We start from the raw sequence: 14,819 nt of genomic DNA, 5'->3' as shown, positions 1-14,819 counted from the left end.
CGCGGCGGTCGGCCCAGGCGTCGAGCGCGGCCGGCGCGAGGCTGCCGTCGGCCAGCTCGGCGTCGAACAGGAGCCGCGCGGTGCGCAGCTCGTCGCGGGCGCGGAGGCCGGCGGCGGCGCTGCGGTCTGCGCTGGCGGCGAGGCTCACCGGCGCGAGACTACAGGGCGCGCGGGCGGCGTCGCCCGCGGCGGATGCGATCATCCCGCGCGTGAACGAGCGTGCAGGCCTGCGAGGCCGCGACATCGTCTGCGTCGGCTTCGCCGACTGGGACACCGACTTGTGGACCAATCAGCACCACCTGATGTCGCGCCTGGCGCGCGACAACCGCGTGCTGTTCATCGAGTCGCTCGGGCTGCGTGCGCCGCAGATCGCCGGGCGCGACCTGAAGCGGATCGCGCGACGGCTGCGACGGGGCGTCGCGCCGCCGCGGCAGGCCGACGGGCTGCACGTGCTCTCGCCGCTGGTCGTGCCGCTGCACCGCTTCGGCGCCGTGCGCGCGCTCAACGCGCGGCTGCTGCCGTGGCTGGTGCGCCGTGCCGCCCGCAGACTCGGCTTCCAGCGGCCGATCCTGTGGGCGTACGTGCCGCAGGCCGAGGCGCTGCTCGACGCGCTCGACCCCGCGCTGGTCGTCTATCACTGCGTCGACGACATCGCCGCGCAGCCGGGGATCGACGGCGCCAGCTTCCGCGCCGCGGAGGAGCGCTTCGCGGGGCGCGCCGACCTCGTGCTGGCGAGCGCCCCAGCGCTGGCCGAGCGGATGCGGGCGCTCTCGCGCAACGTCCTCAACGCGCCCAACGTCGCCGACACGGCCGCCTTCGCGCAGGCGCTCGAGCCCGGCCCCGTCGACGCCCCGCTGGAACGGCTGCCGCAGCCGCGGATCGTCTTCACCGGCGCGGTCGTGGCGACCAAGCTCGACGTCGCGCTGCTGGTCGAGCTGGCGCGCAGCCGGCCGCAGTGGTCGTTCGCGCTCGTCGGGCCGGTCGGGGTCGGCGACCCGCGCACCGACGTCTCCGCCTTCGACGACGTCCCCAACATCCACCTGCTCGGCCAGCGCACCTACGCGCAGCTGCCCGCGGTCCTGCGCGGCGCCGACGCCGGCCTGATCCCGTACGCCATCAACGAGCTGACAGGGAGCGTCTTCCCGATGAAGGTCTACGAGTACCTGGCGGCTGGGCTGCCGGTCGTCGCGACGCCGCTGCCGGCGCTCGCCGACGTCGCCGAGGTCGCGACCGCGCGCGACGCCGCGGGTCTCGCGGAAGCCCTGGAGCGCGCGCTCGCCGACGACGGCGCGCAGGCGCGGGCCGAGCGCTCGCGCGCGGCCGCCGCCCACTCCTGGGAGGCGCGGCTGGCCGAGATCGGGGAGGCGGTGGCGGCGCTGTGAGCGACGTCCTCGTCACGACCCACACGCCGGTCCGCGAGTCCGGCCGCGCCGTGCGCACCTACGGCATCGCGCGCGCGCTCGCCGCGACCTCCGGCCGGCTGATGCTCGTCTACGCGCAGTTCGGCGCGGCCGAGCCCGACGCCGCCTTCCGCGCGATCCCCGGGATCGAGCTGCATCCGGTGCAGCCGTCGCGCGGCCTCGGGCGCGCGCTCGCGTACGCGCGTGCCCGCGCGCGCGGAGTTCCGAACGACTTCGCGCGCGGCGTCTCGCCTGAGCTGGTCGCGGCGGCCGAGCGGTTCGCCGCCCGCGAGGACGCCGCGCACGGCGGCGCGCGCGGCGACGGCGGCGCGCGGGCGCGCGTGATCGCCGACGGGCCGACGGCCGGCGCCGCGATGTTCCCGCTGCCGCGCGCGCGAACGCTCGTCTACAGCGCGTCGAACCTCGAATCGAGCTTCCGTCACACGCTCGACGCGCCCGGCGTCGGCAGCGAACAGGCGCTCGCGGCCTTCGAGCGCAGGCTGCTGCTGCGCGCCGACGAGACGTGGATGGTCAGCGAGGCCGACGAACGCGGCTCGCTGGAGCTGGCCCCGGCCGCGCGCGTGCGCGTCGTGCCCAACGTCGTCGACGTGGCGCGGATCGTGCCGGTGGAGCCGGCGCCGGCGGCGCGGCGGATCGTCTTCGTCGCCAACTTCGGCTACGAGCCCAACCGCAACGGCCTGCGCTTCCTGCTCGACGAGGTGCTGCCGCGGCTGTGGGAGCAGGTCCCCGAGGCGCGGCTGCGGCTGGTCGGCGCCGGCCTCGACGGTCCCGCCTCGCCCGACGAGCGCGTCGAGACGGTCGGCTTCGTCGACGACATCGCCGACGCCTACGCCGACGTCTCGGTCGCGGTCGTGCCGCTCCTGCAGGGCGGTGGCTCGCCGCTGAAGTTCGTCGAGGCGCTCGCCTACGGGCTGCCGATCGTCGCGACTGCTCACGCCGCCGCCGGGCTGGCGGTCCGCGACGGCGAGCACTGCCGCCTGGCCGATGGCGCGGAGGCGTTCGCGGCCGCGCTGGCCGCGCAGCTGCGCGACGGTGACGAGCAGCTGGGCCGGCGCGGCCGCGCGCTTGCCGAACAGCGCTACTCGATCGAGGCGATCGAGCCGCTCGTGTCGGCGTAGGCGGGCCTCAGCGCGCGGCGGCGGACGCCGGCGCGTCGTCTACGCGACGGCGGCCTGGAAGGCCAGCGTGCGCGAGAGCCCCGCGGCGAGGTCGACGCTCGGCTCCCAGCCGAGCGCGGCACGAGCGCGGGTCGCGTCGAGGCAGCTGCGCACCACCTCGCCGGCGCGCGCCGGCGCATGGACCGGCGCGAAGCCCTCGCCGCCGTCGAGCCCGCGGAAGGCGGCGACGAGGTCCAGCACCGAGGTCTCGACGCCGGTGGCGACGTTGAAGCAGCCGGTCACGTCGCCGTCGGCCGCCAGCAGGTTGGCCGCGACGACGTCCTCGACGTAGAGGTAGTCGCGCGTCTGCTCGCCGTCGCCGTAGATCGTCGGCGTGCGGCCGTGAGCGAAGGCGCCGCAGAAGATCGCGATCACGCCGCCCTCGCCGAGCGGGTCCTGACGCGGGCCGTAGACGTTGGAGTAGCGCAGCGCGACGGTCGAGAGGCCGTGCAGCCGCGCGAACAGCGCGCAATAGCCCTCACCGGAGAGCTTCGACTGGCCGTACGGGGAGAGCGGCAGCGCCGGCGCCTCCTCGGGCGTCGGGATCGTCTCCGCCTCGCCGTAGACGGCGCCGCCGGTCGCGGAGTAGACGACGCGGCCGACGCCAGCCGCATGCGCGGCGCTCAGCACGTTGACCGTCCCCTCGACGTTGACGCGCGCGTCGGCGGCGGGATCGTCGACGGAGCGGCGCACGTCGATCTGCGCGGCGAGGTGGAAAACGGCACGCGGACGCTCGCGCAGCAGCAGCTCTGAGACCGCCGCGGCGTCGGTGACGTCGATCTCGTGCAGCTCGGCACCCCGTTCGAGCGCCTCGGTGAGGTTGTCGCGGCGTCCGGTCGAGAGGTTGTCGAGCACGACGACGCGGTGGCCGCGCGCCAACAAGGAATCGACCAGATTGGAGCCGATGAAGCCGGCGCCGCCCGTCACGACGACGGCGGACTGCGGAGATGCGCTCGTTCCTGACACGGCCGCACAGGCTACCGCGTCATGCCGTCGCGGAATGCGCGCGATCCCCGACGGGACGGGCGAGAAGCAAAGTTCAGCAATCCAGTGCAAAAACGCTCGCGTTCGCTTGAAATCGCCCGCGGCGGAAATGACGACGACGGCGGAGGTGCCACTCGGGAGGTGCGGCTCACCGGACATGCGTCCAGAAGTGGCCATGCGCCTGATGTCTGACGCGGGTCGATCCGACGGTTACTGTGAGGCCGGACCGCACCACAGGTCGGAGCGGTCTTGCTCGGCTCGGAGTCGAGCAACGTGCACATCCCGATAAAGGCACCCCCACCGTGAGGTGGGTCCGCAAAGCCAGGGGTCTCAACGAGATCGCCCAGCTTCCGAAGGAGACCGATGCTCGCTTCCCCCATACGAGCGCGGCTGTCGCTGCGCTTGCTGCTCGTCGCCCTGCTGGCGATCTGCTGCTCGTCCGTCGTCGCTGCCCAGGCCTCCGCCGCGCAGACGTCCCCGGCGCTGCGCAAGGCGTCGAAGGCCTACAAGGTCGCTGACCGCGCCGTCGTCTCTGCTGCGAAGAAGACGAAGGCCTGCGAGCGCCGCAAGGGCGCCAAGAGCAGAGCCTGCGCCAAGCAGCGCGGCGCGCTGCAGAAGGCCGGCACCCGCCTCGCCAGAGCGCAGCGCAACCTCGCCAAGCTCGGCCGTCGCGCCAAGACCGCGGCCGCCACCGTCGCCGCCCCGACGATCACCGTCAGCGGCACGACGCTGAAGTGGAACGCCGTCGGCAGCACGAACTCCTACGTGTTCGTCACGAAGGTGCTCGGCACCGCCGACAAGTACAGCGTCGTCAGCGGCACCTCGATCACCCCGCCGGCCGTCCCCGGCAAGACCGTCCGCTACAGCGTCCGCGCCTCCGTCAACGGCAGCGCGTGGGCCAAGGAGGTCTCGGTCACGTACCCGTCGACACCGACGACTCCGACCGAGCCGACGACGCCGACGAACCCCACGACGCCGACGAACCCGACCACGCCGACGACCCCCAGCGTCGACACGAAGGCCGCCCCGGCCCTCTCGACGTCGGGCAACACCGTCCGCTGGAACAAGGTCGGCGACGTCGGCACGTACGTCTTCGTCAGCAAGGTCCCGGGCGCTGCCGACCAGTACTCGGCCGTCAGCGGAACCTCCACGACGCCCGCCGTCGTTCCCGGCAAGACCGTGCGCTACAGCGTGCGCACCGCCGTCGAGGGCAGCTCCTGGGCGCCGGAAGTTTCCATAACGTACCCTGCTGACAGCACCACCCCGACCAACCCGACGACGCCGACGAACCCGACCAACCCCACCACCCCGACGAACCCGACGACGCCGCCGACCAGCAACGGCAGCTTCTCGATGGGCCTCGTCGCCGGCTCGGCGCTGACCTACGAGTACGACTTCATCAAGAACCTCGGCGCCAAGACCGCGCGCCTGGAGTTCACGATCGGCACGTCTGCCTCGAGCATGCGCTCGACGATCGACCTGTACGCCCGCAACGGCATCCGTCCGCTCCTGCTGGCGAGCTTCTACGGCCGCATCCCGTCCAGCTCCGAGGCGCAGAACCTCGGCACCTGGGCCAAGGAGTTCGGCCCCAACGGGACCTTCTGGCAGGGCAAGAGCTACCCGACGTCCGTCCGCCCGACGGAGATCGAGTTCGGCAACGAGACGAGCTACTCGTACCAGTTCTCCGACACGTACGGCAAGGGCGGCTTCGGCCAGATCGCCTCCTACCAGCAGCGCGCGAAGGACTACGCGGTGCGCGCCAAGGAGGCCGCCCAGTCGATCAAGGCGGCCAACACCGGCATCGGCCTGATCGCGATCGGCGAGCCCTCGGGCGCCGGCAGCTACTGGGTCAACAACATGTTCGCCGCGGTCCCCGATCTCGGCAGCTACGTCTCCGGCTGGACGATCCACCCGTACGGTCCCGACTGGCAGACCCGTCTGGACCAGACGATCCAGTACACCGAGGCCAGAGGCTCCCCGAAGCTCCCGCTCTACATCACCGAGTGGGGCCTCGCGACCGACAACGGCCGCTGCCTCGACGACAACTACGGCTACGACAAGTGCATGACGTACTCGTCCGCCGCGTCGACGCTGCGCTCGACGATCAACAACATGAAGTCGCGCTACGGCAGCCGCCTGCGCGAGTTCTACCTCTACCAGGCGCACGATCAGCGTGCCAGCGGCGCGACCAGCGGCCGCGAGCACTACTTCGGCGCGCTGAAGGACAACAACACGGCGAAGGGCGACTACACCAACGAGGTCAAGTCGCTGCTGGCGGCCAACTAGGTCCCTCGAGCGGCGGGCACGCCCGCCGCTGCTTCACCGCAGGTCCAGGAACGCCGCTCCCTCACCGGGGCGGCGTTCTTGCGTTCGCGACCGTTTCGAACAGCCCCGCCAGCTCGTCGTGGAAGCGGCGCTCGGTGAAGTGGCCAGCAGTCTCGAGCCCGCCGGCCCGCAGCCGCTCGCGCAGCGCGTCGTCACCGGCCAGCCGCCGCACCTGCCGCGCCAGCTCCCCGGGCTGCTCGGGCCGGTGCAGCAGACAGTTCTCGCCGTCGCGCAGGTACTCGCCGGAGCCCCCGCGGCCGGTCGCGACGACCGGTCGGCCGATCCCCATCGCCTCCAGCGGCACCAGCCCCCACGGCTCCTCCCACACGACCGGGAAGAGGACGGCGTCGTGGGATGCGAAGAGGTCGGGCAGCTCGGCGCGGCCGCGCGGGCCGATCCAGTCGACGCGCGCGGCGACGCCGGCGCGCTGCGCGAGCGCTCTCAGCTCGCCGAGGAAGCCGGCCGGGCCGTCGCCCGCGACCGTCAGGCGCGCCTCGGGCAGCTCGGCGAGCGCCTGGATCGCGGTCCCGACCCCCTTGCGCGGGTCGATGCGGCCGATCGACAGCAGCCGGCCGCCCCACTCCGTCGGCGCGGGGCGCGGATCGAGGAACAGCTTGTCGATGCCCGGGTGGACGACCCGGCCCGGGCCGATCGGCGGCAGCCGCTCGAGCAGCGACCGCGAGATGAAGACGTACGTCGCCGCGTGGGCGTAGTCGATCCGCGTCGGCAGGCCGGTGAGGCGCTCGGCGACGCGCCCCAGCCGCGGCCGCGTCGCGAACTGGCGCAGCCACCCGTCGGTCGCCGGCGCGTACTCAGGCCAATCGTCCATCAAGACCGCGACGGCGGGGATCCCGGCGCGCCGCACCTGCTCGATCAGCGACAGCGAGAGGCCGCCCATCCCCCACCATGTGACCAGCTCGGGCTGCAGCGTGCGCAGGTGGTGGCGCAGCGTCGCCGCGTTGGCGCGCTCCAGCGCGAGGCGGCGCAGCGGACCGCGCCGCACGACGCCCTCCTCGTCCTCCCAGTAGGAGCGCAGCGTGCGGTGGACGTCGGGGTCGTCAGGGCCGCGACCGCCGGTGCGACGGTCGCTGACGAGCACGCGCACCTCGTGGCCGCGGGCGCGCAGATCCTCGACGACGCCGCGGTTGAGGATCTCGTAGCCGCCGGCGAAATGCGGCGGATAGAGATTGCCGATCGAGAGCACCCGCACGGCGGGCAGCCTATCCCTCGCCGCGCCCGCGCAGCGGCTGCGCGAACAGCGCCAGCAGCCCGAGCTGGAGCCCGAAGAGAATGCTGAAGCGCGTGTCGACGCCGGTGAACGACGCGGTCGTCTCCATCACCGCCAGCCCGATCACCGCCGCGAACGAGGCGAGCCCGAACCAGCGCGGCACCGGCGTCTCGTTGCGCCGCCAGCTGCGCCACGCAAGCAGCAGCGCGCTCAGCAGCAGCGCGACGTAGGCGACCGCTCCGAGAATCCCCAGCTTCAGCCACCACCACAACGCCGCGAAGTGGACGTAGTCGCGCCCCCCTTCGTGCTCCAGCGGCAGCGCCCGCGCGCGGGCTCTCCACGGCACCTCGACGCCGAGCCCGGTGATCGGATGGTCGCGCAGCTCCTCGACGACGTTGGCCCGCTCATCCAGGCGGTAGCGGTCCTCCTTGTTCGCCTGGAGTCTGGCCGGCGCCAACGACTCGACGCGTCTGGCCAGGGGCGTCTGGGCCTGAAAGCCGACCGAGCCGAGCACCCACACCGCCGCGGCGACGAGCAGGCCGACTGGCAGCAGCATTCGCCGGCCGCTCGGCGTGGTCGCCAGCAGCAGCACCAGCACCAGCCCGAGCACCGCCGCGATCCAGAACGAGCGGCGGTAGGAGAGCACCAGCGAGGCGATCAGCAGCGGCAGCCCCAGCAGCGCCCACGTCGGCAGTCTCGTGCGGCCCAGCAGCGCCGCGATCAGCCCCAGCAGCGCGACGAGCACGAGCCAGTTGGCGGTCGGCTCGTAGTAGGTCATCGTCGTCTCGCCCTCGATCTGCGTCCCGCCGCCGGAGGCGACCAGCAGCACGCCGAGGATCGCCTTCACGATCGCGAGCGCGAGCAGCCCGACGACGAGCTTGGTCGCCTGCTCGCGGTCAAGTCCGAGGTTGACGACGAGCGTCGCCAGCAGCAGCACGAGGAAGGGGATGCGCAACGCCAGCAGCGCGTCTCTGGGCCCGACCCCGACGCCCGTCGCGGTCACGACGCCGGCCGCCATCGCCAGCAGCGCGAGCCCGAACGGCAGCGCCAGCGCCGCCGGCAGCCGCAGCGGCCGGCGGCTGCGCGCGGCGTCGACTAGCACCGCCATCGCGGCGACCGCGACCAACAGGTCGAGCGGCGTCAGCGACGCGAAGACCTGCTCGTAGAGACGCTGGCCGGGCGCGTCGGAGGCCGGTCCCTCCAGCAAGATCGTCACGGCGCCGACGGTCGCGACCGCGGCGACCGGCCGCAGCAGCAGCAGGACGGCGCCGACGAGCAGCAGCGGCGCACCGACGCCGACGAGTCCGAATCTGCGCGCGCCGACGAGCGCGATCGCGCCGGCCGCGATCGTGATGCCGGCCGCCAGCAGCCCGGACTGGATGCTCGCTGCGGAACGAATCTGAGGGCGTCGCGCGGCCATGCGCGAGGGTTACGGCCGGGTGCGGCGCCCCCGCGACGCTCTCTTCTCGCGCGCCGGCTCGAAGACCGCCTGGCCGGGGCCGGCGGCGGCGTAGGCGGAGCGGCCGCCGTCGCGGATGCCGGTGACGACGATGCCGACCGGCTGCAGCACGTGGCGGGCGAGCGTGCCGGCGGCGCGGCGGACGTCGTCGCGCGTCGTGTGACCGGCGCGCGCGACGATGATCGTGCCGTCGATCGCGGGGTTGTTGAGCAGCACTTGCGCGTCGGCGACCGGGTTCAGCGGCGGCGCGTCGACGATCACCGTGCCCTCGCTGTGGGCCAGCTCCTCCAGCAGCTCGGCGACGTTCGGCGCGCCGAGCAGCTCGGAGGGGTTGGGCGGCAGCTGGCCGGCGGGCAGCACGGCGAGGTTCGGCAGGTCGTGCAGCGGCCGCACGAGCGCGTCCTGAAGGTCCTCCTGGCCGGTCAGCACGCTCGTGACGCCCTCGCGCGGGTCGAGCCCGAAGCGCTTCGCGAGCGTCGGGCGGCGCAGGTCGAACTCGACGAGCGCGACGTTGCGGCCGGTCAGCGCGATCGCATGCGCCAACTCGACGGCGACGGTCGTCTTGCCCTCGGCCGAGATCGCGCTCGTCACCAGCAGCGTGTCGAGCTCACGCGTGACCGCGGCGAAGTCGAGCGCGCTGCGCAGGATCCGATACGGCTCCAGCTGCGCGTCGCGGACGGCGCCGCGGTGGGGCTTGAAGCTGTCCTGCGGCACGGCCGCCAGCGCCGGCAGGCGGTACTCGCGCTCGAGCTCCTCGATCGAGGTGACGCGGCGGTCGAGCGACTCCAGCAGGAAGACGATCGCGAGCGCCAGCGCGAGGCCGAGGATCGCGCCGAGCACGAGCGTGCGCGGCAGGCTGGAGCCCGACGGCGAGCCCGGCGGGCTGGCGCGGCCGATCACCTGCGAGCCGCTGGTCGCGACCGCGCGCAGGCCGTTGAGGCGCTGCAGCGACTGCTCGAGCGTGGCGCGATCGGGCGAGTTGACCGGCAGCGCGTCGATCTGCGTCTGCAGGTCTCTCTCGGCGGCGTCGATCGCCGACAGCTGCGACGCCGTCTCGAACTCGATGTACTGATCTGCGAACGAGTTGGCCAGCTTCGCCGAGTAGACCGCGTCGCTGGTGCTGGCGGTGATGTCGAGCACGTTCGCGTTCGGCGCCGCCTCGACGTCGATCGCGCTCAGCAGCGTCTGCGGGTCGGCCGGCGATCTCAGCTCTCTTCTGACCAGCTCGGCGACCTGCGAGGAGGATGCGACGAGCACGTTCGTGGCGGCGTCGCGCTCGGGATCGCCGCTGCCGCGGCTGACCTGCAGCGCCGCGTCAGGCAGGGAAGAGACGTCGAACGCGACGTTCGCGGTCGCCTCGTAGCTCTTCGTCGTGCTGGCGTAGCGGGCGCCGGCGGCCGCCATGCAGACGATCACGACGCCGACGACGATCAGCCAGCGGCGACGCAGCACGCGCAGCGCCGTCGCGAGCGTGTCGCGCTCGTCGCGACCGCTCTCGGTCTCGGCCAAGGGGGAGGCTGCTTCAGCCATTGCGACCAAGCGAGGAAGGGCGACGCATCCGGAAATCGTACGCGGTCGACCGGCCGGCCGGTAGCGATGCGCCGGACGCCTGTACTACCATCCGCCGCCATCATGGGCTCTCCGATCGAATCCGGCCTCTCCGCCGTCAAGCGCGGGGCGCGCGCCGCCGTCATCCGCAGCGGCCGTGAGGAGCAGGCGCGCGAGTTCGTCGCGAGAGTGCGCGAGGCGCGCTCGGCGTTCGATCCCGCCTGGCGACGCGAGCTGCGCGACGAGCACGCGATGCACCTGCTGCTGTCGTCGCTGCTGCGGACGAACTCCAACGCGATCGACGTCGGCGCCAACGAGGGCGCCACGCTGGAGACGATCGTCAAGGTCGCGCCGCTGGGCAGACACATCGCCTACGAGCCGATCCCCGGCCTCAACGCCGACCTCGTCGCGCGCTTTCCCGGCGTCGACGTGCGCAGAGCGGCCGCGTCCGACGCCGCCGGCGAGGCCGAGTTCACGCACGTCCTCAACGCGCCGGCCTACAGCGGCCTGCGCCGCCGCGCCGACCTGCCGGCCGACGCGCAGGAGGTCGAGCGGATCCCCGTCAAGCTGGAGAAGCTCGACGACGCGCTGCCGGATGGCTACGTCCCGTCGCTGATCAAGATCGACGTCGAGGGCGCGGAGCTGCTGGTGATGCGCGGCGCCGCCGAGACGCTCACGCGCCACAAGCCGTACGTGCTGTTCGAGCACGGCATGGGCGGCGCCGACCTGTACGGCTCCAAGCCGGGCGAGCTGTGGGACCTGCTCGACGGCGCCGGCCTGCGGATCTTCGACTTCGAGGGCACCGGCCCGTACACGCGCGACGGCTTCGAGGCGGTCTTCCCGGAGCCGATCTGGAACTTCGTGGCCGTCCCGGCCACCTAGCGCGAACCGAACCCGCCCGCGCGCGGCGCTATCGCGACGCGGCCTGCGCCGCCGCCCGCACGATCGACCACGCCGGCTTGCGCGAGCCGTTGGTGCGCAGCAGCCCGTAGTGGGCCTCGCGGTCGCTCTCGGCGCGGTTGGGGAAGTCGCGCAGGTGATAGACGAACAGCGCCCGCACCCGCCGTGCGTACGTCGTGCGGACCTGCGTGAAGGCGAGCGCGAGCCGGCGTGCCTGCTCGTGCTCGTCGACGCAGTCGGGGCGCCGGTCGCAGGTGCTCCAGCCCAGCTCGGTGATCCACAGCGGCTGGCGCGAGGCGCCGCGCGCGGCCAGCTCGTCGGCGATCGTGCCGACGCGGGCGAAGCGGAACGGCGGCGAGGTGTCGTCCTCCTCGCCGGGCGCGAAGAAGCTGTAGGGATGGACGGCGAAGCCGTCGACGCTGGCGAGCAGCCCGGGGTCGTCAGCCATCAGCGCGTCGAGCCAGTCGGCGCGCGTGCCGTCGGGCGTCTCGTAGACGAGGTCGGCCGCCATCAGCCATCTGACGCGCGGATTGGCGCCGCGGCCCGCCGTCAGCGCCGACCGCACCATCCGGCCGTAGCGCGCCGGGTCGACGCCGCCGACTGAGAACGCCTCCAGGTACGGCTCGTTCCACAGCTCGAACCAGACCGGGGCCAGGCGCGCGTCGAGCCGCGGGTGGGCGCGCCAGAAGCTGCCGCCGGGGCCGTAGCGGGCGGCAGCGCGCGCGGCGAAGGCGCCGAAGTCGTCGGGGTTTGCCGGCAGCGAGAGATCGTCGCCGGCCGCCCAGCGGGGCGAGCCGAGCAGCAGCGGCAGCACGCGCAGACCGCGCCGCGCGGCGGAGACGAACAGCTCGTCGGTCCGCTGCCAGCGGCGTGCGCCGCGCCACGGCTCGACCATGTTCCACGGCAGCTCCTCGCGGATCCAGCGAACCCCGGCGGTGCGCACGCGCGCCTGCTCGGCGGCGCGGTGGTTGCCACGCACGCCGAGCGAGTTGGCGACGAGGCCGACGTTCAGCGGCGGCGCGCTCGCCGGCACCGCCGGCAGCACGACCGGTGCCGGGGCGCGGCCGTCGCCGCCGATGCTGCCGGCGATGAACGCCAAAGCTCCGAGCACGAGTGCGGCGAGCACGACGCGACCCACCCGCTCAGGCGACCATGCGCCGGTAGAGGTCGAGCACCGGCGCAGCGGCCGGCGCCGGCGCGTGGTGCTCGACGAAGGTGCGGTAGGCGGCCTCCCCGGCGGCGCGGCGCACCTGCACGTCGTCGAGCAGCGTCACGGCCGCGCCGGCCAGACGCGCGTCGTCGGTCTCGACGGTCAGCCCGCCGCGGCCCATGACCCCCTCCGCGCCGTCGGGCGTCGTCACGACCGGGAGGCCGAGCGCGAGCGCCTCCAGCACCTTGATCTTCGCGCCGCTGCCGCGACCGAGCGGGTACAGCAGCAGCCCCAGCCCGCGCAGGAAGTCGGTCGCCGAGTCGACGCGTCCGCACCACTCGATGCCGGGCAGGTCCGGCAGGTGCGCGAAGGTCTCGCGCACCATCCCGTGGCCGGCGAGACGCAGGCGCGCGCCGGGCCGGTCACGCAGCACGAGCGGCCAGACGTCGCGCAGCAGCCGTTCGACGGCGTTGGCGGTCGGCGGCCACTCGGCCGTCCCGATCAAGCCCGCGACCGGCTGCTCCAGCGGCGCGCGCCCCTCGTAGTGCCGCGGATCGAGCGCGAGCGGGCCGACGGCGATGTGGGTGCCGGCGGGAGCGCGGTGGCGGAAGTCGCGCGCGACCTCGTCGGAGCTGGCAAGCAGCCAGTCGGCCTGGCGGAAGACGCGCCGCTCGGCGCGGCGCAGCTCGATCGCGGTCTTGCCGTTCGCCGTCCACGGCCTGCCGATGTCGCGGTCGCGCTTGGAGTCGCAGTCGATCTGGGCCAGCGCCGGACGGTCGATCCGCGGGATCAGCGTCGCGCTCTGGAGGCCGACGCAGTGGACGACGTCGGCCTCGCGCGCGAGCTGCCGCACGCGGCCGAGGAAGGGCGTATGCGCGAACAGGTCGTGCGGCTTTATGAACCGCTGCGCGCGCGTGCGCAGCAGCGACGGGTGCTCGAACTGCATGACCTCCACCGGCAGATCGGCCGGTGGGGCGTCGTCGACGACGTCGCGCGTCTCCGCGACGAGCGCCTGACAGTCGACGCCAAGCTCCAAGAGACCGCGAAGCAGACCGATCGCGCAGCGTTCGGCAGCTCCTCCCTCGGCCCGGAGCGAAAAGGGCAGGACGACGAGAGTGCGCAAGGGTGCGAGAGTATTCCACACATGATCGGTCAGCTTCGAGCGCTCCCGCGGCGCCTGCTGCACGGGGGCGCTGCCGGAGAGGCCGGTGCTGCCGGCGGCCAGCGCATCGCCTCCAACGTCGTCATCCAGCTGATCGCACGGGGCATCTCGATGCCGATCAGCGTCATCACCGTGTCGCTCGCGGCACGCACGCTCGACCCCGACGGCTTCGGCGTCTGGAGCGCCGTCGGCGCCTACGTCGGGATCTTCGCGGCGCTGACCGACCTCGGCTTCACGACGGTCGCGATGCAGAAGATGTCGGCCGAGCCCGAGCGCGAGGCCGAGTGGCTGGGCGCGCTCGCCGGCGCGCGCGGGATGCTGTCGCTGATCGCGGCGATCATCTGCGCCGCCTCGATCCCGATCTTCCTCGACAACCACCGCGACGGCCACCTGGTCGGCTGGATCCTCTGCTTCACGATCTTCTCGACCGGCGCCAACGCGCTGATGGCGGTCTTCCAGTCGCGCCTGCGCTCCGGGCTCGCGCTCTCCTTCAGCGTGCTGCAGAGCTTCATCTGGCTCGGCGTCTGCCTCGCCTTCTATCTCACCGGCGCGACCGTCGTGGCGTTCGCGATCGCCTACGTCGTGGTGCTTGCGATCATCTCCGGGCTGCAGATCTGGACGACGCGCCGCTACGCGCACATCGCCTGGCGCGAGGGTCGCAAGCTGTGGGGCCAGCTCAGCCGCACGGCGATCCCGCTCGGGATCGCGAGCGTGCTGATCACCGTCTACTACCAGATCGACGCCGTCCTGCTGCTGCAGATCTCAGGCCCCGACGAGGCCGGCATCTACGGTGCCGCCTACCGCTTCCTCACGCCGCTGATGTTCCTGCCGGCGGCGCTGATGTCGTCGTTCTTCCCAGTGCTGTCGGCCGTCCACCGCAGCGATCCCGCGCGCGTGCGGCGGCTGGTGCAGATCTGCGCCGACTACATGGCGGTGATCTCGCTGCCGATCCTCGCCGTCACCGTCGCGCTCTCGGACGAGATCGTCGAGCTGCTGTACGGGCCGGAGTTCGCGCGCACCGCCGGCTTGCTGCCGATTCTGATGATCGCCTTCGTCTCGATCTGTTACGGCACGATGGCCGGCTTCCTCGCGCCGCTGCTGAACCTGCACTGGCGGCTGGCGCTCTACTCGGGCATCGGCGCGCTCGCCAACGTCGGCCTCAACCTGCTGCTGATCCCCGCGCACGGCGCCTACGGCTCGGCGTGGGCGACCGTCTCGACCGAGTGGCTGACGATGGTGCTGATGCTCGGCACGGCGCTGCTCGCGCTGCGGCTGCCGATCGTCCCATGGCGGATCGCGCGTGTCGTCGCGGTCACCGCGGTGATGGTCGGCGCGATGGAGCTGACCGCCTTCCTCGGGCTCTTCCCGGCCGGGCTGATCGGCCTGCTCGTCTACGTCGGCGGCCTCTTCGCGCTGCGCGTCGTCAAGCTCGACGAGCTGCGCTCGCTGCGCGGCTCTGCCCCGGCCGACGACGCCGTCGCGTAG

Annotated in this window: 11 protein-coding genes and 1 riboswitch; of the genes, 5 read left to right on the top strand and 6 right to left on the bottom strand. The window is 73.1% G+C overall.

Annotated elements, in window-relative coordinates; translation table 11 throughout:
• Nucleotides 1–209 precede the first annotated feature (209 nt).
• Together R7226_RS18610 and R7226_RS18605 are read left to right on the top strand one after the other, a co-directional pair.
• Nucleotides 210–1,382: a glycosyltransferase gene (locus R7226_RS18610; protein WP_318598745.1), complete on the top strand. Its 1,173-nt coding sequence runs from the start codon at nucleotides 210–212 to the stop codon at nucleotides 1,380–1,382.
• Entirely contained in the window at nucleotides 1,379–2,539 is a 1,161-nt protein-coding gene (locus R7226_RS18605; RefSeq protein WP_318598744.1) for a glycosyltransferase, read from the top strand. The genes R7226_RS18610 and R7226_RS18605 overlap by 4 nt, the downstream gene beginning before the upstream one ends.
• A 39-nt stretch (nucleotides 2,540–2,578) precedes the next feature.
• Here the strand turns inward: R7226_RS18605 and R7226_RS18600 are convergent, their stop codons facing one another.
• Nucleotides 2,579–3,544 (bottom strand): NAD-dependent epimerase/dehydratase family protein, encoded by a 966-nt coding sequence (locus R7226_RS18600; RefSeq protein WP_318598743.1) that lies wholly within the window; start codon nucleotides 3,542–3,544, stop codon nucleotides 2,579–2,581.
• Nucleotides 3,545–3,842: 298 nt separating this feature from the next.
• A riboswitch (cyclic di-GMP riboswitch) is annotated at nucleotides 3,843–3,917 on the top strand.
• Nucleotides 3,918–3,925: 8 nt separating this feature from the next.
• On the opposite strand from R7226_RS18600, the gene R7226_RS18595 reads away from it, so the two are divergent.
• Entirely contained in the window at nucleotides 3,926–5,848 is a 1,923-nt protein-coding gene (locus tag R7226_RS18595) for a hypothetical protein (RefSeq protein ID WP_318598742.1), read from the top strand.
• A gap of 61 nt (nucleotides 5,849–5,909) precedes the next feature.
• Here R7226_RS18595 and R7226_RS18590 read toward each other — a convergent pair whose 3' ends face one another.
• From R7226_RS18590 to R7226_RS18580, 3 genes are read right to left on the bottom strand one after another with little or no spacing between them, the layout of a single operon-like run.
• Nucleotides 5,910–7,097 carry a glycosyltransferase family 4 protein gene (locus R7226_RS18590; protein WP_318598741.1) on the bottom strand — a complete coding sequence of 396 codons (1,188 nt, stop codon included), beginning with the start codon at nucleotides 7,095–7,097 and terminating at the stop codon, nucleotides 5,910–5,912.
• Nucleotides 7,098–7,107: 10 nt separating this feature from the next.
• Nucleotides 7,108–8,535, bottom strand: coding sequence for an O-antigen ligase family protein (locus R7226_RS18585; RefSeq protein ID WP_318598740.1), 1,428 nt, complete (start codon nucleotides 8,533–8,535; stop codon nucleotides 7,108–7,110).
• A gap of 9 nt (nucleotides 8,536–8,544) precedes the next feature.
• Entirely contained in the window at nucleotides 8,545–10,083 is a 1,539-nt protein-coding gene (locus R7226_RS18580; RefSeq protein ID WP_318598739.1) for a polysaccharide biosynthesis tyrosine autokinase, read from the bottom strand.
• A gap of 123 nt (nucleotides 10,084–10,206) precedes the next feature.
• Between R7226_RS18580 and R7226_RS18575 the strand changes: the two genes are divergently transcribed.
• On the top strand, nucleotides 10,207–11,004 hold the full coding sequence (locus R7226_RS18575; RefSeq protein ID WP_318598738.1) for an FkbM family methyltransferase: 798 nt from the start codon (nucleotides 10,207–10,209) through the stop codon (nucleotides 11,002–11,004).
• Between the two features lie 28 nt (nucleotides 11,005–11,032).
• Here R7226_RS18575 and R7226_RS18570 read toward each other — a convergent pair whose 3' ends face one another.
• Nucleotides 11,033–12,148 carry a glycoside hydrolase family 5 protein gene (locus R7226_RS18570; protein ID WP_318598737.1) on the bottom strand — a complete coding sequence of 372 codons (1,116 nt, stop codon included), beginning with the start codon at nucleotides 12,146–12,148 and terminating at the stop codon, nucleotides 11,033–11,035.
• Between the two features lie 16 nt (nucleotides 12,149–12,164).
• Entirely contained in the window at nucleotides 12,165–13,208 is a 1,044-nt protein-coding gene (locus tag R7226_RS18565; RefSeq protein ID WP_318598736.1) for a glycosyltransferase, read from the bottom strand.
• Between the two features lie 108 nt (nucleotides 13,209–13,316).
• On the opposite strand from R7226_RS18565, the gene R7226_RS18560 reads away from it, so the two are divergent.
• Nucleotides 13,317–14,819 carry a flippase gene (locus R7226_RS18560; RefSeq protein WP_318598735.1) on the top strand — a complete coding sequence of 501 codons (1,503 nt, stop codon included), beginning with the start codon at nucleotides 13,317–13,319 and terminating at the stop codon, nucleotides 14,817–14,819.

It is taken from the genome of Conexibacter stalactiti, assembly GCF_033542075.1.
Lineage (GTDB): Bacteria > Actinomycetota > Thermoleophilia > Solirubrobacterales > Solirubrobacteraceae > Conexibacter > Conexibacter stalactiti.
The sequence above is the reverse complement of the archived record's forward strand: the minus strand, read 5'-3'. Positions and strand labels throughout refer to the sequence as shown.

Excerpts from the sequence above, each read along its gene's own strand:
- R7226_RS18595 (WP_318598742.1), top strand. The coding sequence starts at position 3,926 with ATGCTCGCTTCCCCCATACGAGCGCGGCTGTCGCTGCGCTTGCTGCTC.
- R7226_RS18585 (WP_318598740.1), bottom strand. The coding sequence starts at position 8,535 with ATGGCCGCGCGACGCCCTCAGATTCGTTCCGCAGCGAGCATCCAGTCC.
- R7226_RS18575 (WP_318598738.1), top strand. The coding sequence starts at position 10,207 with ATGGGCTCTCCGATCGAATCCGGCCTCTCCGCCGTCAAGCGCGGGGCG.
- R7226_RS18560 (WP_318598735.1), top strand. The coding sequence starts at position 13,317 with ATGATCGGTCAGCTTCGAGCGCTCCCGCGGCGCCTGCTGCACGGGGGC.